Genomic DNA, 24,954 nt, shown 5'->3' with positions numbered 1-24,954 from the left:
AAATGTATACTTATGAAATCCGCAACCGCTCAATCACCGGTCACCGTCCCACCTTCGGGTTGCCAAGACATATAAATAACCGAAGATGTATTTGCTTGCACGGCGGCATGAGACGAGCGCCGGACACCCGGAATCCACAATACAGGTCCGGAACCGTCACATACCAAAGGAATAAACGGCCGCAGGGAAGGAGGTATCTTGTCGTCGATAAAAATATCTTTCACCTTTTTCCTGCCGTTTAATCCCATCAATTGCATCGTGTCCCCCGGTGTGCGCGTTCGTATAGTCAGCGGAAAGGTCAGAGATGCTTCATCCAGCATGGCCTCGTAAGGACCTGCGGGAATGCGGAATTCAGACGAATCTGTAAGCCTTACCCAGGAAATCACACCTCTGGCCTCGGGAAGCCGGATAAAGCCGCTGTCCTGAGAACCATGGATTTCATGATGAAATACAGCCAAAGCTGCCATGATCTGCTTCCTGTCACGGGTAAAAAAACTCGCCGTATCATATTCCCTTGCCGCTACGGTCGTGCCACCCAAATCAAGGCTCCATGTCGTCGGATGATTTTGGATCATCCCTTGCCTCACCGCTTCAATTTTGTGAAAATCCACATTTTCACTGTCCGAAGGCAGGTAGTTTAATATTAGTTTAATCAACCTCCGTTGTAAAGCGACGGTTAAATCCCGGAATGCGGGCACCTTAATCGCTGAACGGCCTCCCTCTTTGTGAACAAGCGCTTCATAGGCCCGGTAAGCTTCAGTATCCATATGTTCGTCCTCGGCACTCATGATTTCAGCCAGACGGTTCAGGGAAGGCACCAACTGCTCATTATATTGCCCCAAAAAAGGCAGCACATCCAAACGAATGGCATTGCGCCTGTATTTTCGCTGCTCGTTGCTGCTGTCGATGACATAGGGGAATCGCTTCTCCTCACAGGCCCGGATCAAATCCGTCTTGTACATACGAAGCATTGGCCGGATGAGTTGCACCTTTTTTTCGCGGCGTACAAAACGCATTCCGGACAGCCCCCCCGGCCCGCTTCCCCGCAACAGATGCAGGATGACAGTTTCCGCCTGGTCATCCGCATGATGTGCAAGAGCAATACTGTTCGCCCCGTAGCGCACCGCGATCTCGTGCAAAAAACGGTATCTCAGCTCACGTGCCGCCTCCTGCGGCCCTTTGCCGGTGTCCCTCATATACCGGGGAACATCCACCTGCGCCAATTCGAACGGGATGTTCAGCCCGTCCGCCAAGTCCCGGACCAGTTCCGCCTCCCTATCGGATTCCTCCGGTCTGAAGCCATGATGGACATGCGCGCAAATCAGGCGCAGCGGCATATGCAGCCGCGAGATTTCCTCCATGGCATGCAAAAGAGCCACAGAATCCGGACCGCCGGAAACTGCGACTACAATGCTGTCCCCAGGAGCCCACATCATATGCTCTGCTGAGGTATTCAGCACATGTTCAATGATGCTATGCCACGATCGTCCTTCCATTCCTAAATCCTCATTTCTGCCAATCGGTTATGTATTCAGCGCTGTCAGCGCAGCGCCATCCAGATTGCTCCAGCAAGTAACACCAGAGAAGCTGCGAATGCGAAGCCAAGCCAGTGCGGCTTATTTTTACGCCCTGCCGCCTTCTGTCCTCCGGCTCCGGCTCCGGCCAGCTGCGACCAGGCCAGCGCAGCCCGCCTGGTATTCTTATGCTCACCGCGCAGGGCTGAGCTCAGCCAACCCGCGTAGGGCCGCAAGGCGCGGCTGCGGGCAATGATGCCCGTCAGCTCCGAAATACTGCGCAGCTGCGGCAGCTTGGCGGCCGCAGCCTTCAATGCATCCCCTTCAAGGATATGAAGCGTAAGCAGGGCAAAGGAGAAAAGATCGTACTGCGGATCGGCGCTGCGGCCTCCCGCATTCCAGTACCCGCGGTCGTACCACTCCGTAAACTGCTTTACACTGTTGCCTGTTCTGGTAACTCCCCCGTAATCAATCAGCTCGGTTTCAGCGAAGGAAGCCACCATGATATTCTGAGGCTTCAAATCCCCGAACACCCAGCCGCTCTCATGAAGCTCTGCCAGCCGGTTCAGAACGCCGAGGCCGGCCACGCCATACCACTGTGCGCCATGTCGCGCGATGAAAAGATGCAACGGCTCCCCTTTGACATATTTCATTACATAAAAAGGAACATCCCTGTCCTTCAATATGAAATCGTCAACCTCGTAAAGATAGGACGGTACTCCGTTGGTTTGAAGAGCAGCCTGCTTCCCCTGGTTTTGCAGTGTAGTCAGCACATTGATTTCGGACTGAAGATCAAGCGCATCTTTCCCCAGCTTAAGCGCATACTGGCGGCCTTGTCTGGCATCCCTTACCAGGTATACGGTTCCGTTTGCTCCGCGTCCCAGCATCCGCTGAATCACATAGCTTCCCCGCTTCCATTTGCCCAAGATGACTGTGCCGGGTGCCAGACCAGGATCAGACGACGTAGTCACCGGATATCCTTTCTCCTTTGCCGTAAGTTTCTGCCAATCTTTGTTCTTTTTCTAGTGTAACATATCGGAAATAATCAATCACTTCCAAAATCGCAGGCCCTGTTGGCGTAGCCCCTCTCATCGGAAGGCGCCCGAACAGGGATTTTATTTTCCCTAAATCGTCCGTCCACTCCACATCACAAACTGCGCCATCTCCATACGGAGAGCCCGGAAAGTGAAAAACCGCGATACGGCTAGGTCCCGTTCTGGCCTGCAGGCTGAGCATCAAATCCCGAATCGCCTCCTCAACCGCAGGCAGCTTCGGTTTCATGCTTGCACTGGCATCAATGACAAGCGCTACGTCCAGCTCACTCGTCTCCGTCAGCTCATCAACCACTTCCACCACCCGCGCCCGGTCATCAGGAGGCAGCTCCTCGATGGTCCCCGCGCCTCCATTGCCAAGAATGTTCTTTAACTCTTTGTTTACCGCATGCTGAATGGTCTGAACCACGGTTTTCCGTGTCATCATCTGCATCGTGTGAGCAAGCTGGCGTGTACCGACAATGCGGCTGAAGCCGCCCCCTGCCTTGGCGATGTCCTCAATCTCCCGGCTCCCCCATTCACCGATCGTACCGTAGTCAATAACACCGGCCACATTAACCGTAATGCCTTGCTGAAGGGCTTGAGCCGCCGCTGTCACCGGACTCGGACCGACATTGGAACATCCGTCAGTGATGATTAGCATCTGTTTCATACAGATCAGCCTCCCGTTTGAACTCGATTCTTCCTCTATGACTCTATCATTGCCTGGTTGAATCGATCTCAAACGGGAATTTCTTTATTTATGCGTCAGCTGATCACCATTTCCCGGGTAATGGACAATATGACGGTGTGGGTCAGCTTACTGTCCGTGGTCTTTCCATTCGCTGCAGGCCAGGCATATGAAGGGTTGACCATTCCGGCAGGAAATGATGGACCTGGCTGACCACCACGGTCATATCGTCGTGTACTTGATGCTGCTGCTCCCGAAGCACCTTGTCCAGCAAGGCATCGGCCATTTCCTGCGGGGTATCATCCTCCAGTTCCAGAATCAGCCGCTTCATCCACAGCTCTTTATTTACAGCATAACCAGGGGCATCATACACGCCATCCGTCATCATAATCAGAATATCTCCCGCCTGCAGTTGAACCGTAATTAAATCAACATCAATGTCCTGAATAATGCCGATCGGAAGATTGCTGGCGGATATCGGTATCACCTCTTTCCCCCGCTTGATGAAGCTTGGAGTAGAGCCTATTTTCATAAATGTAGTTTTCGCGGAATACTGATCTATTAAGGCCATATCCACGGTGGCATACATCTCTTCCGGCGAACGCAGCATCAGCACGGAATTGACGGATTTGATCGCAAGCCGCTCATCCATTCCGGACTGAAGCAGTTGCTCCAATATATTCAGCGCAGCACTGCTCTCCTGCCGGGCCCGCTCCCCGTTGCCCATGCCATCGCTGAGCGATACGGCAAAGCTACCGTTGCCAAGCTCAACCGTACTGAAGCTGTCCCCCGACAGCAGATCCCCTTCTTTGGCAGTATAAGATACTCCCGTACTTACTTCGTACGTTTTGGCCGAGCCGAACGTTACCGTCGTAAGCCCCTGTTTTGAATGGGCGGGCGCTTCGTGCAGAACGGTAATATGCTCATCCAAAATATCTGAAAGCAGAGGTGCTATAATTTTTCGGCATTCATCATATCCCTTCGTATAAGCGTGAATAATCTCAATTTCTACTTGCCCGGCATCAAGACTGACAATTTCAATACCGCAAATGGACAGTCCGAGCTGCTCGAGCGCTTCACGAATCTGGTCCTCCTGCCGGTGCATGGCGCGGTTCTCCCGTTTGATTTCCCTCGCCAGGTCGTCCATCACCTGGGAGACACCCGACAGCTGTTCTGCAACCAGCAGCCGGCTGTCATATATCTGACGCTTCCACTGTATATTATGCTGATGCAGTCCGTACTGCTGTTTCATGACATTCAGCACCGCATCCGTCTTGGCACAGGTCCTGCTCCAATGTGCAGGTATTTCCTGCGGTTGGATGTCAGGTTTCTCTTCGATGGAGCTCATCATTTCAGTCATATATTGATAGGTTTGCATAAACTTTTTATCCCAGCACTGCTCTCTCTTGAAGCAGGAGGCACAGGTGCTTTCGGCCACCGCGTTCATAAAATGCCCCATCTCCCCGTCCCCGGTGGCCCCCGCTCTGGTTGATACCTGCTGAAAGCTGCGCGCCAGCTGTCGGAATACCTCTGAGAACTGACTGACACGTTCGGCTGTAAGGTCCCGGATTCGCTTCGCATATTCATGCTGGGAACGGGCATGCTCCTGCGTTCCGGGAATGTACCTTCCAATGCGAAGATACAGGCTTTTGGGGGTCAGCAGAAATAGAAGGATCGCGGCACTGCTTTCCCAGGTTGAGCGCATGACATCCCCGCTGCCATCCATGTAAATGGAGAGTATGGAGGAGCCAAGCAGCATTCCCAGCGCCACCGCAGGCTTGCGGCCGTCGCGCAGCATACCGGCCAGCAACCCGGAAAAACCGAGCAGACTCATCTGCATTACGGCACCCATGTCGGCAAGGCTCAGAATAAGCCCTGTAATGACACCAACAGACGCCCCAAGCGGCGCTCCTCCTACCAACGCAAAAACGAGAATCAAATAACGGGAAAGAATATGATCCACCGACAGGCCCTGAAGGCTCCATCCTACCGCTCCAGTCATCATCGAGGCAAGCAGGATGATAAGACACAGAATCTCTTCATTCTTGAGCTGGCCTGTCCGCTTCGAATGCGTAAGCAGCGGAATCGCCTGAATGAACACCAGGGTAAGCATAAAGCTTAGCACAGCGTCGGTAGTCATCATCATCACAGAGTACCAGGTAAAAGACGGGCCTATCACGACACGGAACAAGTTCACCATAAACACGGAGATAAAAACCATAATTGGAGTAAAGGACAGATCAAGCTTGCCATATACATTGAGCCCCCGATGAACCAGGAAAAAGAGCAGCAGCTCGCCTCCAATGACAAAAAAAGCAGGATAAGGAGCAAATAAACTGCCAAGCAGCACGGAAGCCGCGACAGGGAGCATTAGATCCCGGCGTAAAAATGATATGACGGCAAAATAAGCGGCGGCAAAAGGAGCCAGTTCATTCAAAATGGTGGCTCTGCCGAGAAGAAATCCCATTGCAGAGAACATGAGAATCCATCTTTGTGCGTACACTGCCTGAACCGCTTTATTGGATTGTATGCGTTCTGATAATCTGTTCAGCCAGCTTGCGCGATGGCCGGCTTTACGCTTGTCCGATTTGGTTCCAGGAAATTGTACGACATTCCACTTACTCATTGTCAGGCACCCCATTCATCAATTTGATGCTTCCTATCTTACCCTGCCTTTCCGGGAAAGTTTGTCAGAACCCCGCAGCCGCAAATAAAAATATTCCGACAAAAAAGCAGGGTCCGCGAAACAAGGAGGAAAGCATGGCGAAGCATTGCCAGCGCCGCATTTCATCGCTCCAGGGCCCTTGCCAAAACAAAACGGTGGCCTCCTTCCTCTGACTCTCTTAAACTATTCATGCTAGCGATTGGCCCCATGTTTACTGGAAATGAGTTGGAAGTTGTCGGACGGTTTTGCCAGCACGACAAAAAAACCGCAGCCGCCTTTCGGCGCTGCGGTTCTTCGCTATATATTCATCGGGACACCTAGCTACAGAAGGTCATTAAGTGGTTAGACGCGTTTGGCACCTCTACCGCCGCGTTTGCCTTCCGTATTCTTCTTCAGTGAAGAAATGCGTTCCTCACTATCTTTCAGGAAGCGTGACATTTTATCCTCAAATGAAGGTTTACTTGCTGCAGGCTTAAATGGTCTGCCTCCACGATCACGGTTAAACCCGCCACGTCCTTGACTGGAACCTCCGCTGCCAAACCGATCTCCACCACGATCCGGCCGTGGACCTCTCGGTGCCGGAGCCTCCGAAGCCGGTTTGTCTACAGCCTGCTTAATCGAAAGACCGATCTTGCCGTCCTTGTCGACATTAATGACCTTAACCGTAACAACATCATTGATCTTCAGGTGGTCGTTAACATCTTTAACGTAATTATCGGCGATTTCCGAGATGTGAACGAGACCCGTGACACCTCCAGACAAATCCACAAATGCTCCAAAATGCGTGATGCCTGTCACTTTGCCCTCTAACTTGGTGCCCACTTCAATTGCCATAGAATAAAATGATCCTCCCTTAAAAATATACAACCCGATTTTTCGCAAAAAAATCCCGCTGTGGTGATTTGATTATACAGAAAGGCGCAAATAAGGTCAACTAAGCAAATGCCTTATTCCGCTTATTCATCACCGCTGATAATAGGCGTTTCTTCAGGCAGGTAGAGACCGTATTTGCTGCGGGCCATCTCACCGATGTATTCAGGGTCCTGCAGGCGGTTGACTTCATATTGAAGCTGCTTGTGGGATGCATCAGCCGCTTGCCGTTCCTTCTCCTTCTGGGCAAGCACTTTATTCTGTTCCGCCATGCTGACGGCCTGAGTGAAAAAAGTGATAATCGCCCAGATTGAGAACAGCAGCACGACAATCAGCCAAATCATGACCCGTCTCCGCCCGCCGACTTGCGGATTAGACGATGAAGAGACCGATGAGTGATTTGCAGACGAGTAGCGCATGATTTACCTCCTAACGAACCAACGATCTATAATTCCTTTGACAAACCTGCCTGCACGGATAAACCAGGCGGGTGTTTTCCAACGGGAAGCAATCGGCCTTAACATCCACAGAAGCAACCGGCCGAAGGGCCTTAGCAGAATGAGGACCATTTTCCCCAAATATAATAGGAGCGTTCCGATTCCAACCATGCAGGCTAAAATGAATCGGTAAAGCCCGAACAGCGGCAGAAAAACCAAAACTCTGAATATATGATAAACAATAGCTGTAAGCTTGCGAACAATCTCTATTAACTTTACCACAATTAGCTGTACTATAGCACTTAGAGTCCAAAAATAGAGCAATGCTCCTAAAATCAGCCCCAAAAATACATAAAACCGCAATTCACCGTGATTGCTGGCATACAGCATACGGAAAATGAACACAGCCGAAAGCACCCAGTACAGCAGATCAATGAGATGAATGGACCAGCGGGTTAACCGCAAACGGTAAGACAGCACCCGGTAACTGTCAAACACCGCCCCCATGGCCGCTCCGGAGAACAGCATGTACATCAGTGTAAGCCACTGGCTGTGGGGGCTCATTTAAACAGCTTGCCCAAAAGACCTTTGCCGTTTTTGGTCTGTGATCCGGGATCCAGATAAGCAAGAGAGCTGATCAACCCTTCAATAGAGAGCAGTCCCTCTTCCAGATTAAGATTTTTGATATGCAGGTTCTGTCCGCGGATCGTCAGATGACCGAGCTCGGTTTGCAGCAGAAACTCTTCACTGTCGAAGCTTTCTACGTTTAAAACCCCGGTAAGGTCGAGCTGTTTCCGATTTTGCATCCGCAGATCATGCTGTTTCGGCTTCCCATAGTCCGTCATGGCATGTACCCCTCCTTCTGTTAGATAGCTTATGAAGCAGGGTACAAAATAGAACTGTTTTATTACGCCGGCCCAATTATGCAAAAAAGCATTCCTTCACCGGAATGAAGAAATGCTCCTTCTTGGAGTCATCGGTTGAGGATGCAGGGCTACCACCCAAGGCCGTTGTCCTTGGGAATCGGCTCTTCCTTAATCAGGGTATACATGCCTGCAGACTCATCTTTCCGTGTCGTATCCGCAAGCTTCTCGACCCGGACCGTTACCAGCTTCTGACCAAACTGAACGGTAATCTCATCGCCCACTTTAACTGCACTGCTAGGTTTGGCTTCACGGCCATTGACTACGACTCTTCCCTGCCCGGAAACATCCTTGGCCACCGTACGCCGCTTAATCAGCCGTGATACTTTCAGAAATTTATCTAGACGCATTAATTAACGGCTTCTTTAAGCTTGTTGCCAGCTTTGAACGCAGGCACTGTGGATTCAGGAATTTCAATGGTGTTGCCTGTTTGCGGGTTACGTCCTGTACGGCTGGAGCGCTTGCGTGTTTCGAAAGTGCCAAAGCCGATCAGTTGAACCTTGTCTCCGCTAGCCAGAGCATCGGTGATTTCACCGATAAAGCCATTCAGTACGTTCTCCACGTCGCGCTTGCTCAGACCGCTCTTGCTGGAAATGTTGTTGATCAGATCTGTCTTGTTCATAAATTAAAAGCCTCCTAGAATTCAAAAAATAAGGTTTGCACAAGAGACATGCTTCAAAAGCATTAATCTTGTATTCTTGCTGGCCAAAGAAAATCCTGCTAAACACCATACTTTTTTTGCAATTTGCGGGTAAAAGCAGCCCATTTCTCTTATCTACAGCATGGACCGCTGCAAATATCCCCAAACATGTGATAGAGAAAATATTTTTTCAGCCGTTCCCCAGAGCCTTCTTGGCCTCCTGCCAGTACAACTCCATTTCATCAACCGTGCTGTCCTGCAACCCCCGCCCCTGCTCCCGCAGGCGGTCTTCAATGTAACGGAACCGTTTCGCAAATTTGCGGTTGGTCATCGTCAGCGCTTCTTCAGGATCAGCCCCGATGAAACGGGCCGCATTGACGGACGCAAACAGCAGATCTCCCAGCTCCAAAGCCTGATTCTCAGGGGACTGCTCTTCCCGTACCGCCTCCTGCAGCTCTTCCAGCTCCTCACGGATTTTGTCAAACACCCCATCGATGCTGTCCCAGTCAAAGCCCGTTTTGGCCGCTTTCTTCTGCAGCTTGTACGCCTTCATGAGCGCCGGCAGATCACGCGGAACACCGTCCAGCGCCGATTGCTGCGCAGTCTCAATCCCCTTAAGCCGCTTCTCCTCCGCCTTCATTTGCTCCCAATTTTGCAGGGCAGCTTCCGCGTCCCCCGCCTGCTGATCCCCAAAGACATGTGGATGCCGGAAAATAAGCTTGTCATTCAATCCTGCCAGGATATCATAGACCGTGAATGTGCCGAGTTCCTCCTCCATCTGGGCATGGAGCAGGATTTGCAGGAGCAAATCGCCCAGCTCTTCCTTCATGTGGTCCGGATCGTCATCATCAATCGTTTCAAGCACCTCGTAGGTCTCTTCGATCAAGTTTTTACGAATGGACTGATGCGTCTGTTCACGATCCCACGGACAGCCCTCGGGGCTGCGCAGAATCGCCACAATCTCATGCAGACGGTCAAACGAATGCCTGCGCAGCCGCTCGTCCAAGCTCCGTGGTACGTACACCAGGGAGAGATTGCCGTAGCCTTTAACACGATCCAGCTCGTACAGCGGCACCTTATGTATGGCTTCTTCTCCCGCTACGCCCAGCGCGTGGCCCACAATGACCTCGTAATCATCGGGATAACGCTCCATCAGGCAGAGCTTCACGTCCGAGGCAGTAAAACTGTCATAGACCTGTCCGATCAGGGTGTGAAGCTGCGGCTGCAGCCAGTCCGGCTTCAGGTTACCGGCATCCAGCAGCTGAAAGCCTTCAATGGGATCAAAGCCGAGCCTGACGAACGCCTCATCCAGAAAGCTTTCCCCGCCCAGGATGCTCAAAGAGATGCCTTGCTCACCGCATTGCTGCTTGAGCAGCCCCACGGTAGCTTCAGCCACCATCGGGTGTCCGGGCACAGCATAGACAATCTCCTGCTCCGGTTGTCCAGCCGCAGCCATACCCACCAGACGGGCGGCAATCTCCTGATACACTTCCGGAAAGGAATCCTTGGCCTCGTAGATTTCATCAAAGGATTCAGCCTGCACGCCGTACTCCTCAAGAGCAGCCAGTACCGGGTGCTGCTTTGTGCGCAAATACAGCGTATCCGCCTTCCGCAGTTTATTTAAAATACCGACTGTAAGCTGGTCCAGATCTCCCGAACCGAGACCGACCACTGTCAGGGATGCGCTCATCCTAAACCCTCCGTTTCGCGGCATGTAATCTGCCGCCTGATCATCGGCTCTACTATAACATATCGGAACTATTTACACGAATCCGGCGCTGCTTCGGCAGTCCATTAGCCCAACAGCCGCACTTTGCGCAGCAGCTGCACCAGCGGCGGCCCGAGCTTCGGCAGGGCGGCCAGTTCCGCCTCTGTGAGCAGCCGCAGCCATACGGCGGCGAGCATGAACACGGCGGCGCCTGCGAGCACGCCGAGCAGGCTGGCCGCCGCCGCGGATGTACGCCCGCCGTCCGCGGCCCCCAGGGCGCCGAGCACAGCGCCGGCGCCCCAGGCCGTGCCCGCCGCCGCCACAGCCATGGCGGCGAGGGCGAGCGCCGGCTTCAGCACGGCGGCGCTCCAGGTCAGGCGCAGCCCCGCCAGGCGGGCGAGCAGCGCGATATTGAGCGCAGCCGCCAGCAGGTAGGCGGCGGCGCCCGCGATGGCGGCGCCGGTCGTGCCAAGCGAGGGCACGAGCAGCCAGTTGAGCGCCGCCTTCGCCGCCGCGGCGGCAAGCATGTGCGCCGCCGGTGCGCGCACGGCGCCCAGCCCCTGCAGGAGCGCCGCTGAGATAATGCTGACTGAGCCACCGGCTGCGGTCAGCGCCATCCAGCTCATCACCATACTGCCGCTGTTGTCGGTGTAAAGCATAATATTAATGGGCTCGGCCAGTACGGCAAGCCCAGCCGCAGACGCCAGCCCGAGCAGCCAGAACCAGCGCAGCGACAGCTCACATTGCTTCCGGATCAGTTCGTGTTCCCCTCTGAGCTTCGCTTCTGCCAGCGAAGGAATAAAGAGCGCCGACAGCGTGGTTGCAAACATCATGACCAGCTGCACGAGCGGCAGACCACGGTTGTATACGCCGAACAAGACCATAACCCCAGCCTCATCCAAGCCTTCCCGTTTTAAAAGGCGGGGAACGGTAAAGGAATCGACCAGATTGATCAAGGGCACCGCCAGAGCGCCAAGGCATACCGGGAGCGCATAACGAAACAGTGCAGCGGTGAGCTCCCGGTTGCCCGCCGGGCGTGAACGTTCCCCGTATTCGGATTCGGCTAAACCGACCGTAATTTCTACCCGTGCGGCAGCCTTTTCTGCCAACGTTACGGCAGGTTCCCCTCCAGAAGCCGCCGTCTGATGAACATCCGCAGCTAATCGACCAGGCCTCCTGATATGTGCTTTCCAGTAAAGCAGCATCACGCCTAGACCGGCCGCTCCTCCTGCCGCCGAGCCGAGAATGGCTCCCGCTGCAATCCATTCAGGCCCCCATCCCTGCCTGACCATAAATAACAGCAGCACGATCATCACCGCTACCCTGACCATTTGCTCTGTCACCTGGGAAACGGCGGTCGGCACCATATCTTGCAGCCCCTGAAAATACCCGCGCAGCGCCGACATCACGGGAACAAACAGGAAGGCGGCAGCAGCAGCCCGGATGGACGGAACAACATGCGCATTGTCAATGAGTCTCCCCAACAGCGGAGCTCCTGTGTAGGTAAGCAGGCCGATTAGCAAGCCGAAGCACCCAAGCAGCAGCGAGGACAGCTTGATGACCCGTCGGCCTGTCTCCCTGTCCCCTGCCGTCTCATACTCTGCCACAAATTTGGAGATCGCTGCGGGGAAGCCTGCTGCCGCAATGGTAATAAGTATGGTATAAAAAGGGTAAACGGTGTTATATATCCCGAATACACCGTCCCCCCCAATGTTCTGCATCGGGATTTTCTGCAATGTGCCGATCAGCTTCGTAATAACTGCCGCCGCGCTTAAAATCAATGCGCCCTTCAGCAGTCTGCCCGCCGTATCCCTGTCTTTTATGATAACCACCCGATTCCCATCATCCATTGTGCCAACCCGAAAAGCATCCTTTTGCTACCGAGCCGTCCGATAATTATTGATTATCTTACTATACCCGTTCCCCTGCGGCAAACAAAACTCCCGTGCGTCCGCGTGCTTTTAGCACCTTGCAGACACTCCGGGAGCGCGATTTTACTTCTTACTGTTCCATCTGCTTTCCAAGGAAAGCTGCAGCGGTTTCCGACATTTTCGTTTCCATTTCAGACATGGTTACCTGATCATCCTTATTGAAGAGGACAACGGCACCAATCGGGTCTCCTCCCGAAATAATCGGCGCTGCGACAAAGGATGAGATCTTTTCGGCATGATCTTTGGTAATTTCATAACTTCCGCTGTTGGTTTCCAGGACCGTTTTACGGTTATCCATGCAGCTCTCAATAATCGAACCGATCGATTTTTCGAGATAATCCTTTTTGGAGCCCCCAGCCACCGCAATGAAGGTATCGCGGTCAGAAATCAACGTTATATGGCCTGTCCCCTCATACAAAGATTCTGCATACTCCTTCGCAAAGTCGCCCAATTCTCCGATCGGTGAATATTTCTTCAAGATGACTTCGCCATCCCGGTCCACAAAAATCTCCAACGGATCTCCCTCACGGATTCGTAATGTACGACGAATTTCCTTAGGGATAACCACGCGACCAAGATCGTCAATGCGGCGAACAATACCAGTAGCTTTCATTTCACAAGTTGCCCCACTTTCTCTGGAAGATTTGTTAAAACTACTGATTCTGCGGCCATAACATCCTTTCTGAAGCCCGTTAAAGCGCCAGCCGGCCTATGCATATCAGCGTCAATGAAGGGATCCGCTTCATCCATATACCGTAAAACGGCGAGTATCATTTTACCATAAACGCCGCTGAGAATTATGGTTCCGGCCTCCTACGGAGGAAAAGGACGTGTTGCTCAAGACCATTGTTGTGATTTCTGACCATAGTATTCATCGCCTCCCATTTTCTTATTCATAAGCCGGGGAGATTCTGGGACAGCGCAGTGGATAGGACATAATATTTGCAGAAATTTTTCCTTCGATAATATAATTAACCATAAAATATGATAATATACAATTTTTATAATACAGAAAAAAAGACGCTGATTTCAGCATCTTTTCCCTGGTTCCTGATTTTATTTGCCGTCTGCAGTGCCGGTGCTGCCTTCCGAGTTGCCTGATTTCTGATCTGCCGGTCCGGTCGATGAATCCGTACCCGTATCTGCTGCTCCTTTATTGTCCGCTGCAGGCGCTTCCGGGGAAGTTGTGCCTTCTTTGGTGCCATCCTTGCCCGTCTCAGCGGCAGGTACAGCCGGAAGATCAATTTTGGTAATCAGGGCATCCAGATCTTTCGTCATGAAATTCGTAACATTGTTGGAGACAATGGAACTCATCAGGCTGTCTTTCTGCTCGGCTGTCAGCTTCGCATAATCAGCTATCGTACGGGATTCCACTTTAATGATATGATATCCGTACTCGGTTTCGACCGGATTGCCAATTTCATTGATCGGCTGTGTCTTGGCGGCCTCTTTAAACGCATCAACCCATTGACCGACAGGGGTATCCTTATACAGCCCGCCCTCCGAGGCAGAACCCGGGTCCTCCGAATATTTCTTCGCAATCTCGGCAAAGTCCGCCCCGTTCTTCAGCTTGGCTTCCACATCCTTGGCCAGCTTCAGGGTTGCTTCCTTGGTCCGTTCTTTATTGGTTTTCGGATCTGTAAAGTTAATCAGGACATGGCGGACGGTAGCCGTTGTAAACTGATCCTTGTTTTTCTCGAATTCGGCTTTCGACTGCTCGTCCGTCACTTTCGCCTTTTCATTTTCCGTAACGGTCATGATGTTGGTCAAGTAATTCTTCACATCATTTTCCGTCAGCTTTTGCTGATCCAGCATCGTTTTAAATTGGTCAGCCCCCACCGAGCTCTTGAACTGGTCAAATTGTTCCTGTCCGCTTTTTGCACCGGCTGTCTTGGCAGCGTCTTCAGCTTGCCCAGCCAGATACTCATATGCGATTTCCTGCTTCACAATGGTTTCTCTGACATCTGCCGTGTCCAGCATTTGCGCGTAGTTGGGATACAGCAGCTTCATCATGCCGATCTCTCGGTTGAATTCATTCTCCGTAATTTCTCCGCCCTTATAAGTAGCCACCACCTTGCTGGTATCCTTTGGCTTCTCATCGGCGGACTGTTCGCCGTTCTTGCCGCATGCCGCGAGCAGAGATACAGTCAGCACCACCGCCAGGCTCAGCAGCAGCGTCTTCCAAGATCCGGCTTTATTTGGCAACATCCTGAAGTTCCTCCTTCGATTTAAAAGCATCCTTCAATGCTTCCAGAAATTGCTCAAGCAATTCCACAAGCTGAGCATCCTTGAGACCCCGGCCCTGGATACGAGCTGTTATTGGCGTCCCTTGTTCAAATTGTACACGTCTTTCAAACCGATTGCCAACCTGCGCCAGTTTGGAAGTTTGCACCGCCTGCTGCCGGCCTTCGTAAAAGCGGAGGATGACTTCCTCCTTGCGTTTCGTGATCGATTCGATTCCATACATTTTGCCATACACTTTCATCCGGGCCACAGCCATCAGATTGCGCACCGCCTCCGGCAGGTCGCCAAACCGGTCAATAAGTTCTTCCTCAAGCTCCGCAGCTTCTTCAAAAGAGGCGATTACCGCCACTTTTTTATAAATTTCTATTTTCTGGATGCTGTCATAAATGTAATCCGCAGGAAGATAGGCGTCAAAATGAATATCGATGGACGTTTTCCAATGCTCTGCAGGAACGGTTCCCTCACCAAACATCGTGATTTTCCGCTTGTTGATCTCCTCGGCCAGCATTTGCGAATACAGGTCAAAGCCAACAGACGCAATAAACCCGTGCTGCTCAGCGCCCAACAGGTTGCCTGCACCGCGGATGGACAAATCGCGCATTGCGATCTTGAAGCCGGAGCCCAGCTCCGTAAACTCCTTGATGGACTGCAGACGCTTCTCCGCCACCTCGGTCAATACCTTATCCCGCTGATAAGTAAAATAAGCGTAGGCAATACGATTGGAACGCCCCACTCTTCCCCGCAGCTGGTACAACTGAGAAAGCCCCATCTTATCCGCGTCATGGACGATCAGTGTGTTCACGTTCGGAATATCCACGCCGGTCTCAATAATGCTGGTGCTCACGAGCACATCGTATTCACCGTCCAGAAAATCAAGGATCGTCTTTTCCAGCTCGGATTCCGTCATCTGTCCGTGCCCGATTCCCACCTTCGCATCAGGGACAAGCGCGTTGATTTCGGCCGCCATTTCCTGAATGCCCTGGACCCGGTTATATAAATAATATACCTGTCCTCCGCGTGCCATTTCGCGCTCTATAGCCTCTCTGACGAGAGACTGGCTGTGTTCCACGACATAGGTCTGCACAGGAAAACGATTTTCCGGCGGTGTCTCGATGACGGACAGATCACGGACGCCCAGCATGGACATATGCAGGGTACGCGGAATCGGGGTGGCTGTCAGGGTTAGCACATCCACATTCGATTTCAGCCTTTTCAGCTTTTCCTTATGGGTTACACCAAAGCGCTGCTCTTCATCTACAATCAGCAGTCCGATATCCTTGAACACCAGGTCCTGCGACAGCAGACGATGGGTACCGATGACGATATCAACCGTTCCCTGCTTGAGTCCTTTTGTGGTTTCATTTTGCTCCTTGCGCGAGCGGAAACGGCTTAACACCTGAATGTTGAACGGATATCCCGAAAACCGCTCGCGGAACGTCTCATAATGCTGCTGCGCCAATATGGTGGTCGGAACGAGCACAGCCACCTGCTTGCCTTCAATCGCCGCTTTAAATGCCGCCCGGATAGCTACCTCCGTTTTCCCATAGCCTACGTCTCCACATAGCAGACGGTCCATGGGACGACCCATTTCCATGTCCTTCTTGATTTCTTCAATGGCACGAATCTGGTCCCTCGTTTCCTCATAAGGAAACATGGCTTCGAATTCCTGCTGCTCAGGTGTATCCTTCTCAAATTTGTATCCAGGCGCAGACTGGCGCTGGGCATAGAGCTTGATCAAATCATCGGCAATATCCTGCACCGAGCTGCGGACCTTGTTCTTCACCCTCGTCCATTCATTGCCGCCCAGCTTGTAAATTTTCGGCTCCTTCTCTTCCGAGCCTACATATTTCTGAATCAGATCAATTTGTTCGATCGGTACGGACAGCTTGTCACCGCCCGCATACAAAATATGCATATAATCTTTGTGGATTCCCGCCACTTCCAGCGTGCCAATCCCCATGTATTTGCCGATTCCATGATTCTGGTGTACGACATAGTCGCCGACTTTAAGCTCCGTATAGCTCTTGATCCGTTCGGCATTGTCCATTTGCCGTCCCTGCTTGCGGGTTCTGCGCTGCTTCTGCGAGAACATTTCCCCTTCGGTAATGACGGCAAGATGAATGGATGGCAGCTCAAAACCGCTCTGCAGGCCGCCGATCATCATCGTCGGCTCAGGGATATCATAGTCCTGCAAAACTCTTCGCATGCGGTCAAGCCGCTCCTCCCCGCCCGCCAGCATAATGACCCTTGTTCCCGCTTTGGTCCATCTTTCCATCTCCGATTTCAGCACATTCATTTGACCGTGAAAATCCTGCATTCCCCTGCTGATGAAGTTTAGAATATTTTGCGGCTGGGTATGAGGAACCTGACGCAGGAATAGGGACATAAACAGCGTCTGGAAAGAACGCTGGTACAAAATTTTCTCCGAATCAGCCGATAGCACAAGCTGGGGCAGTGTCTTTCCGTTCTGCAGAAGATGCAGATTCCACTCCGACTCATCCCGTTCAAGCTGCTTGGCTGTCTCCAGCATACGTGCAGGCTCGTCGATGACCAGGATCGTATCCTCGGCCATGTAATTCATAAGCGTTGTGCATTCAGGATATAAAAGTCCGATATATTTATAGATTTCATCAAAATAGACATGCTCACGCAGCATTTCGAGCTCACGCTGAATTTCTTCCTTCAGCCGCAGTTTCGCCTGCCGGTCCGTCGTTTTCGCAATCTGCTCCTCCAGCAGCTGGGCCGCTGCGTCGGCCGCCTTATCCATACGGCTGTTGTCAGCAATCTGCTCTCTGCACGGGGTTACCGTAATCTCTTTTATTTTCTCCACCGAACGCTGGTCCGCAGGATCAAAGGTACGGATCGAATCAATTTCGTCATCAAACAGCTCCACACGGTAAGCCAGGTCCGTCGTCATCGGGTAGAAGTCGATAATGCCGCCCCGTACGCTCAATTCCCCCCTGGACTCAACCCGCTCCACCCGCTGATAGCCCAGTTCAATCATACGCAGCAGAAACGGCTCTATCTCAATCGTTTTCCCTGTCTCCAGATGGATTTGGCCGTTAACAAAAACCTGGGGATCGGGCAAGTAACGGCGCACACCCGAAAAAGGCGTTATGACGATACCGCGAAAGCCCTGTGCGCATTTGACCAGCACCTCGATACGCTGTGACACCGTTTCAGGGCTGGATACCGCTGCTTCTGCCGCGACCAGCTCATTGGCAGGGTAGAGCAGCACCTGATCAGAAGAAAGCGCTTCCTGTAAATCATCCGCGATCTTCTGCGCTGCAAACATATTATGTGTTAACACCAGAAGGGGCCGCTGCGTTTGCTCTACTACCGCAGCCATCAATACTTGGCGCGCCGAACCGGACAAGCCGGAGATCAGCTGCTCCTTCATACCCGATGCGATTCCCGCCGTGATCGAACCGAGATCGGCATCCTTGGAAAATTCCTGAATAAGTGCTTGTAACAAAAAAGGCACCCCTTTTGCTTTTCTTGATTTCAAAAACCATTCTATGTGTAAACTGCAAAAGAAGCCTCAGCAACGTGCCAAGGCTCCGAAAGGCCAATGATATAGTACTAACAGCCTATATTACTGTAGCGGATTTGCCAGCAAGCTAAGCTCCGGATGGGACTTCAGCGCCTCCGTGCAGTAGTCGCAGGTAACCCGAACCGTAATCTCTCCGCCTGAATTATAGGCTATTATATCCCGCCGTTCGTCGGGGGTCAAGAAATGAAAACCGAGCTTTTCCTCACTGATATGATCCGACTCGATCCGGCCAATGAAGGTCCGACAATGCCTGCATACATAATTTACTGCCATCTATATGCCTCCCGAAAGTGGTCTATTCCTCTCAGTATGTCCCCGTCAGGCTGTATTTAGCCCTGTTCAGGGAAATTCTTCCGGGAGTTGTCCTTTATTTATTAAACTTGGCCATCGTTCTTTCAAACGTATTGTCCAGACTGTACTCCAAGGCGTCACACGTTTCGCTGATCATGCTCTCCAGGGCTTCCTTCTCCATTTTCGGGAAAACACCCAGCACATAGTCCACGATGGCGTATCCGGGCTCCGGTCTCGATATGCCCATGCGAATCCGGTTAAATTGCTGGGTTCCTGTATGCTGAATAATTGATTTGATCCCGTTGTGGCCGCCGGCGCTGCCCTGGTAGCGGAGCCGGATTTTCCCGACCTCGGTATCCAAATCATCATATACGACGATTAAATCGTTTAAGTCGGCTTTATAATAATCCATATAGGCGCGTACCGATTCACCCGATAAATTCATATAGGTCATGGGTTTGATCAGCACCGTTTTCACACCGCCAATAACGCCTTCACCGATCAAAGCCCTGCATTTGCTCTGATTTATGGCAATCCCGTGCCGTGCGGCCAACTGATCGAGAGCCATAAAACCGACGTTATGTCTCGTTTTCTCATATTGGGGACCCGGGTTGCCGAGACCAACAATCCATTTCATCGCGGTTCACCTCGCTGTGCAATTTTCATTTTTTTGTTAAAATAATTGTAAAAATAAAAGTCCCTTGCTATTGCGCTGTTCTGAAATGAGGAAGGTGAAACCGATCTATGCGTGATCAGGGGGATGTACTAGTTTACGACAGCCACTTTCTGTACCACTTAAAACAGACCGTTCCTGTACAGGTGTACGATCAGACCGGTGCGCACGTCGGTATCGGGCTTGTCGCCCGTTTTAATGAGCATTTCGTCGAAATTGACAATACCTTGTACAATCGGCTGCGCTTCACCTTTGTGTCGTGTCCGGGATATTGAGGAAAAGACCGGACATGCCGACAGGGGTTACTTTTTCCACGATGGAAAAGGTAACCCCTTTATGTCTTTGCCGGCAGGTTATTCTATTTCAAACAGCTTGCTGATCGACAGTTCTTCATGGACGCGAATAATAGCCTCACCCATCAAAGGTGCTACGGACAGCACTTTCAGTTTGCTTGTAGGATTAGGATGTACAATAGGAATCGTATCGGTAACAACGACTTCTTTCAACGGTGCATTCTCCAGACGCTCCATGGCTGGTCCGGACAATACCGGATGCGTACAGCATGCGTATACTTCCTTCACGCCGCCTTCCTTCAAGGCATTGGCCCCCAGCACGATGGTTCCTGCCGTATCGATAATGTCGTCAATAATGATTGCTGTTTTGCCCTCAATGTTACCGATGATGTTCATAACTTCGCTGACGTTCGGCTCCGGACGACGCTTATCGATAATCGCCAGAGGGGCATTCAGGAAATCCGCCAGCTTCCGCGCACGCACCACACCACCGTGGTCAGGAGACACGATAACGGGATTCTCGATCTGCTTGGAACGGAAATACTGAGCCAGAATCGGAACACCCAACAGATGATCCACCGGAATATCAAAAAAGCCTTGAATTTGCATAGCATGCAGATCCATTGTAATGACCCGGTGGGCGCCCGCCGTCTCGATCAGATTCGCCACCAGTTTGGCGGTAATCGGGTCGCGGCTACGGGCTTTACGGTCCTGCCGCGCGTATCCGTAGTACGGTATGACTACGTTTATGCTTTTGGCGGATGCCCGCTTGAGCGCATCCACCATAACCAGAAGCTCCATCAGATTGTCGTTCACCGGAAGGCAAGTGGACTGAATAATGTATACGTGACAGCCCCGCACACTCTCTGACAATTTAACCTGAATTTCACCGTCGCTGAAGGACGTCGTATGGGATTCCCCCATAGGGATTCCGATATAGTCCGCAATCTGGTGGGCTAATTTCGGATTGGAGTTACAGGTGAAAATCTTGAGTTTGGAATCACAATAAGTCATTAATAGAAACCCTCCGTGCTGGTTCGTCCCATGGGAACCTTATTACCGCTTCGTGGACGGCATATCCGGGAAATCCGGGTAAATAATATAAATAAGATGAATACGGTGCCTGCTAACCGTTCAGCCCGTCTTTCTTCGCTTTCGCCCGTGCCCTGATTTTATCGGCATAGTCCGTCTTGTTCTCCTGACGGGGTCTGGCAATGGCCATATCATTTTCAGGAACGTCTTTCGTAATGGTTGAACCAGCAACGACGTACGCGCCCTGGCCGATTTTGACAGGAGCAACGAGGTTTACATTGCTGCCTACGAACGCATTGTCTTCGATTTCGGTAATGGATTTATTATAACCATCATAATTGACCGTTATTGCTCCACACCCTATATTCACATGTTTACCCACTCTGGCATCGCCGATATAGCTCAAATGGGAAACTTTAGAATTGTCGTCAATCGTGGCGTTTTTCACTTCCACAAAATCACCGATTTTTACGTCGTTTCCAAGTTTTGTTCCCGGGCGCAAGTAGGCAAATGGGCCTACAGAGGTGTTCATACCAACTTCAGCCTCTGACAGAACGGAATATTTGATCTCCGCTCCGCTATGAACGATGGTGTCCGTCAACTCTGCATTTGGTCCAATTTTGCAGTCCTCGGCAATCTTGGTGCTGCCTGATAAAACGGTACCGGGAAAAAGGACAGTATCTGAACCGATGATGACATCGCTGTCGATATATGTCGATGACGGATCAATCACGGTCACTCCGTTCAGCATATGACGGCGTACGATACGTTCCCTCATTAAGCGCTCTGCTTCAGAGAGGGCAATCCGGTCATTGACACCAATGGATTCAGCAGGATCATTCGTCATATAAGCTTCGATACCATCTCCATCACCACGCATGATGCCGATGACATCCGTCAGATAGTATTCCTGCTGTGCATTTTGGTTGGTGATTTGCTCCAAGGCGCTGAACAGCTTGGCATTGTCAAAGCAGTAGGTTCCTGTATTAATCTCCTGAACGCGCTCCTCTGCGGGAGTGCAGTCCTTCTGCTCCACAATTTTGGTTACCGAGCCCGACGCATCCCGGATTACCCGGCCGTACCCTTGAGGCTGATCAAGGTGTGCGGTCAAAATCGTGGCTGCCGCGCCGCGCTCCTCATGCAAGCGGATCAGGCTTTCCAGCGTTTCTGTCGTCACAAGCGGCGTGTCTCCGCAAATGACGATCGTTGTCCCGTTCTCCTGGGCGAGCAATTCCTTTGCCATTTTTACCGCATGACCGGTTCCCAGCTGCTCCGTTTGCAAAACATACTCAGCCGCATTGCCCAAATAAGCCTGAACAGCTTCCGCCCCGTGGCCTACAACAGCAATGCTGCGGGATACACCCACTTGACGAATGGTGTCGCTGACATGTCCAACCATCGGTTTGCCGCATACCGGATGCAGCACCTTATAAAGTTTGGATTTCATACGTTTTCCCTGCCCTGCGGCAAGAATCACTGCCAACCTTTTCAAAAGAATTACCCTCCTATTCTGAAAACAACCGGCATCTCTTGTTCAGCGTCGCCTGGTTTTCAGACCAGCTTTGTGCTGGACCTCCTGCTAAATAAGAATCCGCATTGATGTGCCGGATTGCTGTCTTTGCCGCCCTCATCGTGCTCGATGCCAGCGGCAACTTATGTCGTCACTGCCTTGCGGCATTATTGAAATTTGCAATGGAGTTTACAACTCCATTAAGAATATATCTTATTCTAGGGAAAAAGAAAAGAGAGCCACAGTTAGTGGCTCTCTTTTCTTTAAAACCCCAATCGCGTCCCAAGTTAACCTTAAGCGCCTTCTTCAATCACTTCTTCTTCGACGGCAGCCCGTTCGTACTCAGCGAGCACGGCATCCTGAATTTTCTCACGTGTACCTGAAGAAATCGGATGAGCAATGTCGCGGAACTCTCCATCCGGGGTCCGTTTGCTTGGCATCGCTACGAACATTCCATTATTCCCGTCGATAACCCGTATGTCGTGTACGACAAACTCATTATCAATGGTAATGGAGGCTATCGCCTTCATTCTTCCTTCGGAGTTTACTCGGCGGAGTCTGACATCCGTAATTTGCATGTGTGTATCACCACCTTTTTCCATTGAGGACTTGGTGTATAATTCCACACAACAAATCAAAATCCTTCTTTTTTTGTACAATTTGTATCCTGAATTAAGGTAATTTTTTCAATACACTAAATTTTTATTGGATTCATGCGGTTTTTTTCAAATATGTCAACATATTGTCAGCCGAAGTAGTTCCCAAGCTTTACTTTAATCTGCTTGCTTTTGGAGTCGACCGCTGTTAAATTCGCAAGCGATACATAATCATGCAAAAGTCTTTCCTCTGTATCGACCTCGCCTGATTCTACAAGCACCCCTACTCCTGATACCGTAGCATTAAACTCCACCAGCAAATCGACCATGCCCTGAATGGTTCCTCCCGCTTTCATGAAATCATCCACGATCAGAACCTTTGACTTCTCCGGGAGTGCTCTTCTCGAAAGCGACATCGTATGAAGGCTCTTCTGTGACCCCGATACATAGTTAATGCTCACAGCCGAGCCCTCTGTCACCTGATGGTCGCGGCGTACAAGAACAACAGGGAGGTTCAACTGTGCGGCTGTTGCGTAAGCTAAGGGAATCCCTTTCGTTTCCACCGTCATAACCACATCAATGGCACGATCCGCAAAGACGGTAGCAAAAATTTTCCCCGCTTCATTCATCGTGGCAGGCTGCCCGAGCAAATCGGACATGTATAAATACCCGCCCGGCAAAATCCGGTCAGGCTGCTCCAGTTGCTTGCAAAGCGATTTGGTAAATGCCAGCGCGTGCTCCCTGGACAGTCTGGGAATCAGCTTTACCCCTCCGGCCGCTCCGGCCAGCGTCTGCAGCTCTCCGGTTCCGTCTTCTTCGAATACTTCCTTGATAATGGCCAAATCCTCGCTGATGGATGACTTGGCTGCCCCATAACGGTCAGCGAAATAAGTAAGAGGCACAAGTGTATGCGGCCTGGCCAGTAAAAATTGAGTCATCTCAATCAGGCGTGCGCTTCGTTTTAATTTTTTCACAGCAATTCCTCGCGATCTGTTACATCCGTACTTGTTCGTCTGGCGTGTCCAACGAGTTGTCCCGAAATTCTCGGCTGTTACGATACCGATTGTTCAAAAACCGAATATTCACAATAAAATATACCATTTTTGTACGTATATACACAAGGTAATCCTAAGAAAACCTACAAATCCACTTAGTTTTTTTTCTTATGTTAAAAGCCGTACTGCATACACTTCCTTGCAGAAACCACGCAGCCCGTTGTAAATGCGCGGAATTTTTGCCTCCTTCGAGACCAGACCGAATACAGTAGGGCCGCTGCCCGACATCAGCACACCGTCCGCTCCGAGCCGTACCATGGACTCCTTTAGCCGCTGCACTTCCGGATACAGCTTCAAGGTCACATCCTCAAGGACATTGCCGAGCTCTCTGCAGACATCCGTAAACGAGTTTCCGCGTATGGCCTGTTCCATTCTTTTCGCAGACGGATGATGCGGTATTTTGTCAGCCCTTATTCTTCCGTAGACATCTGCCGTGGATACGTTGATCGGAGGCTTTGCCAGTACAACCCAGCATTGCGGCGGATTAGGCAGCGGGGTCAGCACTTCTCCACGGCCTGTCGCAAGCGCCGTACCTCCGGTTACGCAGAAGGGCACATCCGACCCCAACTCGGCGCCAAGCTCACACAGCTCTTCATCGGAAATGTCGAGCTTCCATAAACGGTTCAGGCCGCGCAGTGTTGCGGCAGCATCGCTGCTGCCTCCTGCAAGGCCTGCGGCAACGGGAATCTTTTTATCAAGATGAATATAGACACCTTTATTTACGTTATAGCGGTCTTTAATCAGCCTCGCAGCCTGAAAGGCCAGGTTCTTCTCATCCAGCGGTATGTAACCGGCCTGGCTTGATATGATAATGGTGTCGCGCGGCAGCTCGGACATTTCCAGCCTGTCCGCAAGATCGACCATGGTCATGATCATTTCCACCTCATGGTATCCGTCGGGGCGTTTTTGCAGCACATCAAGCATTAAATTTATTTTAGCCGGAGCCTTCTCGTATATTCTCAAGGAGTTCACCCATCCTTACCCTTTCGCTCAAGACAATTTAACATATTATATCAAACCGAGCGTGTCAAGCATAGAAACAGGTAAAAAGCGGAGGAATCCGGCAACCTGCCAAATCCCCCCGCTTCAGGAGCATGCTGCTCTGTTACTGCCGCGGATTGCGTGAAGCTGCTTGTTCTGCAAGCTGGATCGCTCTTTTCACCATGTTGCCCGCATCCTTGGCCTTAATACCGCCCCAGCCTTCCTCACGCACGGTATCGTAAAACCCCAAATCCTTGGCGAGCTCGTACTTCAGCTCCTCTGACATGACTCCTCTTCTTCTTCGGCTCATTCGTAA

24 protein-coding genes are annotated in these 24,954 nt (G+C 51.4%); 1 reads left to right on the top strand and 23 read right to left on the bottom strand.

Annotated elements, in window-relative coordinates; translation table 11 throughout:
* Positions 1–29: 29 nt before the first annotated feature.
* The 17 genes from tilS to pth form a co-directional block, all read right to left on the bottom strand.
* Positions 30–1,496, bottom strand: a complete 1,467-nt coding sequence (tilS, locus tag ACE41H_RS19925; RefSeq protein WP_375357308.1) for a tRNA lysidine(34) synthetase TilS — start codon at positions 1,494–1,496, stop codon at positions 30–32.
* Between the two features lie 44 nt (positions 1,497–1,540).
* A complete protein-coding gene (locus ACE41H_RS19920; protein WP_375357307.1) occupies positions 1,541–2,485 on the bottom strand; it encodes a serine/threonine protein kinase in 945 nt (314 codons plus the stop codon).
* Positions 2,469–3,218: a vWA domain-containing protein gene (locus ACE41H_RS19915; RefSeq protein WP_375357306.1), complete on the bottom strand. Its 750-nt coding sequence runs from the start codon at positions 3,216–3,218 to the stop codon at positions 2,469–2,471. The genes ACE41H_RS19920 and ACE41H_RS19915 overlap by 17 nt, the downstream gene beginning before the upstream one ends.
* Positions 3,219–3,360: 142 nt before the next feature.
* Positions 3,361–5,862 carry a stage II sporulation protein E gene (gene spoIIE / locus ACE41H_RS19910; protein ID WP_375357305.1) on the bottom strand — a complete coding sequence of 834 codons (2,502 nt, stop codon included), beginning with the start codon at positions 5,860–5,862 and terminating at the stop codon, positions 3,361–3,363.
* Between the two features lie 381 nt (positions 5,863–6,243).
* Positions 6,244–6,735, bottom strand: a complete 492-nt coding sequence (locus tag ACE41H_RS19905; protein ID WP_375357304.1) for a S1 domain-containing RNA-binding protein — start codon at positions 6,733–6,735, stop codon at positions 6,244–6,246.
* A gap of 122 nt (positions 6,736–6,857) precedes the next feature.
* Positions 6,858–7,190, bottom strand: coding sequence for an FtsB family cell division protein (locus tag ACE41H_RS19900; RefSeq protein ID WP_375357303.1), 333 nt, complete (start codon positions 7,188–7,190; stop codon positions 6,858–6,860).
* A gap of 3 nt (positions 7,191–7,193) precedes the next feature.
* Positions 7,194–7,772 (bottom strand): spore cortex biosynthesis protein YabQ, encoded by a 579-nt coding sequence (gene yabQ / locus ACE41H_RS19895; protein WP_375357302.1) that lies wholly within the window; start codon positions 7,770–7,772, stop codon positions 7,194–7,196.
* Positions 7,769–8,053 carry a sporulation protein YabP gene (gene yabP, locus ACE41H_RS19890; protein ID WP_375357301.1) on the bottom strand — a complete coding sequence of 95 codons (285 nt, stop codon included), beginning with the start codon at positions 8,051–8,053 and terminating at the stop codon, positions 7,769–7,771. Before yabP ends, yabQ begins: the two co-directional genes overlap by 4 nt.
* A 149-nt stretch (positions 8,054–8,202) precedes the next feature.
* Positions 8,203–8,481, bottom strand: a complete 279-nt coding sequence (locus ACE41H_RS19885; RefSeq protein ID WP_375357300.1) for an RNA-binding S4 domain-containing protein — start codon at positions 8,479–8,481, stop codon at positions 8,203–8,205.
* Positions 8,481–8,753, bottom strand: a complete 273-nt coding sequence (locus tag ACE41H_RS19880) for an HU family DNA-binding protein (protein WP_375357299.1) — start codon at positions 8,751–8,753, stop codon at positions 8,481–8,483. Before ACE41H_RS19880 ends, ACE41H_RS19885 begins: the two co-directional genes overlap by 1 nt.
* A gap of 208 nt (positions 8,754–8,961) precedes the next feature.
* Positions 8,962–10,461, bottom strand: coding sequence for a bifunctional methyltransferase/pyrophosphohydrolase YabN (yabN, locus tag ACE41H_RS19875; protein ID WP_375357298.1), 1,500 nt, complete (start codon positions 10,459–10,461; stop codon positions 8,962–8,964).
* 104 nt (positions 10,462–10,565) lie between these two features.
* Entirely contained in the window at positions 10,566–12,302 is a 1,737-nt protein-coding gene (locus ACE41H_RS19870) for a putative polysaccharide biosynthesis protein (protein WP_375357327.1), read from the bottom strand.
* 178 nt (positions 12,303–12,480) lie between these two features.
* Positions 12,481–13,023, bottom strand: a complete 543-nt coding sequence (gene spoVT / locus ACE41H_RS19865) for a stage V sporulation protein T (protein WP_375357297.1) — start codon at positions 13,021–13,023, stop codon at positions 12,481–12,483.
* 443 nt (positions 13,024–13,466) lie between these two features.
* On the bottom strand, positions 13,467–14,618 hold the full coding sequence (locus ACE41H_RS19860; protein WP_375357296.1) for a peptidylprolyl isomerase: 1,152 nt from the start codon (positions 14,616–14,618) through the stop codon (positions 13,467–13,469).
* Positions 14,605–18,129, bottom strand: a complete 3,525-nt coding sequence (gene mfd / locus ACE41H_RS19855) for a transcription-repair coupling factor (RefSeq protein ID WP_375357295.1) — start codon at positions 18,127–18,129, stop codon at positions 14,605–14,607. Before mfd ends, ACE41H_RS19860 begins: the two co-directional genes overlap by 14 nt.
* Before the next feature lie 120 nt (positions 18,130–18,249).
* Positions 18,250–18,480, bottom strand: a complete 231-nt coding sequence (gene fin / locus ACE41H_RS19850) for an anti-sigma-F factor Fin (RefSeq protein ID WP_375357294.1) — start codon at positions 18,478–18,480, stop codon at positions 18,250–18,252.
* Positions 18,481–18,574: 94 nt separating this feature from the next.
* Complete coding sequence (gene pth, locus ACE41H_RS19845; RefSeq protein ID WP_375357293.1) at positions 18,575–19,135, bottom strand: aminoacyl-tRNA hydrolase; 561 nt, start codon at positions 19,133–19,135, stop codon at positions 18,575–18,577.
* Between the two features lie 107 nt (positions 19,136–19,242).
* On the opposite strand from pth, the gene ACE41H_RS19840 reads away from it, so the two are divergent.
* Positions 19,243–19,446: a hypothetical protein gene (locus ACE41H_RS19840; protein WP_375357292.1), complete on the top strand. Its 204-nt coding sequence runs from the start codon at positions 19,243–19,245 to the stop codon at positions 19,444–19,446.
* Positions 19,447–19,524: 78 nt separating this feature from the next.
* Here the strand turns inward: ACE41H_RS19840 and ACE41H_RS19835 are convergent, their stop codons facing one another.
* The 6 genes from ACE41H_RS19835 to ACE41H_RS19810 all read right to left on the bottom strand — a co-directional run bounded on the left by ACE41H_RS19835 (position 19,525) and on the right by ACE41H_RS19810 (position 24,948).
* On the bottom strand, positions 19,525–20,478 hold the full coding sequence (locus tag ACE41H_RS19835) for a ribose-phosphate diphosphokinase (RefSeq protein ID WP_355325854.1): 954 nt from the start codon (positions 20,476–20,478) through the stop codon (positions 19,525–19,527).
* A 112-nt stretch (positions 20,479–20,590) separates the two neighbouring features.
* Positions 20,591–21,988, bottom strand: coding sequence for a bifunctional UDP-N-acetylglucosamine diphosphorylase/glucosamine-1-phosphate N-acetyltransferase GlmU (gene glmU, locus ACE41H_RS19830; RefSeq protein WP_375357291.1), 1,398 nt, complete (start codon positions 21,986–21,988; stop codon positions 20,591–20,593).
* Positions 21,989–22,299: 311 nt separating this feature from the next.
* Positions 22,300–22,584, bottom strand: coding sequence for a septation regulator SpoVG (spoVG, locus tag ACE41H_RS19825; RefSeq protein ID WP_305756792.1), 285 nt, complete (start codon positions 22,582–22,584; stop codon positions 22,300–22,302).
* A gap of 167 nt (positions 22,585–22,751) precedes the next feature.
* A complete protein-coding gene (gene purR, locus ACE41H_RS19820) occupies positions 22,752–23,576 on the bottom strand; it encodes a pur operon repressor (protein ID WP_375357290.1) in 825 nt (274 codons plus the stop codon).
* A 189-nt stretch (positions 23,577–23,765) separates the two neighbouring features.
* Positions 23,766–24,620, bottom strand: a complete 855-nt coding sequence (ispE, locus tag ACE41H_RS19815) for a 4-(cytidine 5'-diphospho)-2-C-methyl-D-erythritol kinase (protein ID WP_375357289.1) — start codon at positions 24,618–24,620, stop codon at positions 23,766–23,768.
* 142 nt (positions 24,621–24,762) lie between these two features.
* Positions 24,763–24,948 carry a small, acid-soluble spore protein, alpha/beta type gene (locus ACE41H_RS19810; RefSeq protein ID WP_375357288.1) on the bottom strand — a complete coding sequence of 62 codons (186 nt, stop codon included), beginning with the start codon at positions 24,946–24,948 and terminating at the stop codon, positions 24,763–24,765.
* Positions 24,949–24,954: the final 6 nt, after the last annotated feature.

Origin of the sequence: Paenibacillus enshidis, assembly GCF_042136365.1 — a bacterium.
Classification (GTDB): domain Bacteria; phylum Bacillota; class Bacilli; order Paenibacillales; family Paenibacillaceae; genus Paenibacillus; species Paenibacillus enshidis.
This window is presented reverse-complemented; position numbering and strand designations above follow the sequence as displayed.

What these genes read in the sequence shown, in the direction of transcription:
- spoIIE (WP_375357305.1), bottom strand. Translation starts at nt 5,862, where the DNA reads ATGAGTAAGTGGAATGTCGTACAATTTCCTGGAACCAAATCGGACAAG.
- ACE41H_RS19835 (WP_355325854.1), bottom strand. Translation starts at nt 20,478, where the DNA reads ATGACTTATTGTGATTCCAAACTCAAGATTTTCACCTGTAACTCCAAT.
- yabP (WP_375357301.1), bottom strand. Translation starts at nt 8,053, where the DNA reads ATGACGGACTATGGGAAGCCGAAACAGCATGATCTGCGGATGCAAAAT.
- ACE41H_RS19915 (WP_375357306.1), bottom strand. Translation starts at nt 3,218, where the DNA reads ATGAAACAGATGCTAATCATCACTGACGGATGTTCCAATGTCGGTCCG.
- ACE41H_RS19810 (WP_375357288.1), bottom strand. Translation starts at nt 24,948, where the DNA reads ATGAGCCGAAGAAGAAGAGGAGTCATGTCAGAGGAGCTGAAGTACGAG.
- ACE41H_RS19860 (WP_375357296.1), bottom strand. Translation starts at nt 14,618, where the DNA reads ATGTTGCCAAATAAAGCCGGATCTTGGAAGACGCTGCTGCTGAGCCTG.
- ACE41H_RS19905 (WP_375357304.1), bottom strand. Translation starts at nt 6,735, where the DNA reads ATGGCAATTGAAGTGGGCACCAAGTTAGAGGGCAAAGTGACAGGCATC.
- ACE41H_RS19880 (WP_375357299.1), bottom strand. Translation starts at nt 8,753, where the DNA reads ATGAACAAGACAGATCTGATCAACAACATTTCCAGCAAGAGCGGTCTG.
- yabQ (WP_375357302.1), bottom strand. Translation starts at nt 7,772, where the DNA reads ATGAGCCCCCACAGCCAGTGGCTTACACTGATGTACATGCTGTTCTCC.
- yabN (WP_375357298.1), bottom strand. Translation starts at nt 10,461, where the DNA reads ATGAGCGCATCCCTGACAGTGGTCGGTCTCGGTTCGGGAGATCTGGAC.
- ACE41H_RS19900 (WP_375357303.1), bottom strand. Translation starts at nt 7,190, where the DNA reads ATGCGCTACTCGTCTGCAAATCACTCATCGGTCTCTTCATCGTCTAAT.
- ACE41H_RS19840 (WP_375357292.1), top strand. Translation starts at nt 19,243, where the DNA reads ATGCGTGATCAGGGGGATGTACTAGTTTACGACAGCCACTTTCTGTAC.
- spoVT (WP_375357297.1), bottom strand. Translation starts at nt 13,023, where the DNA reads ATGAAAGCTACTGGTATTGTTCGCCGCATTGACGATCTTGGTCGCGTG.
- tilS (WP_375357308.1), bottom strand. Translation starts at nt 1,496, where the DNA reads ATGGAAGGACGATCGTGGCATAGCATCATTGAACATGTGCTGAATACC.
- pth (WP_375357293.1), bottom strand. Translation starts at nt 19,135, where the DNA reads ATGAAATGGATTGTTGGTCTCGGCAACCCGGGTCCCCAATATGAGAAA.
- fin (WP_375357294.1), bottom strand. Translation starts at nt 18,480, where the DNA reads ATGGCAGTAAATTATGTATGCAGGCATTGTCGGACCTTCATTGGCCGG.
- spoVG (WP_305756792.1), bottom strand. Translation starts at nt 22,584, where the DNA reads ATGCAAATTACGGATGTCAGACTCCGCCGAGTAAACTCCGAAGGAAGA.
- ACE41H_RS19885 (WP_375357300.1), bottom strand. Translation starts at nt 8,481, where the DNA reads ATGCGTCTAGATAAATTTCTGAAAGTATCACGGCTGATTAAGCGGCGT.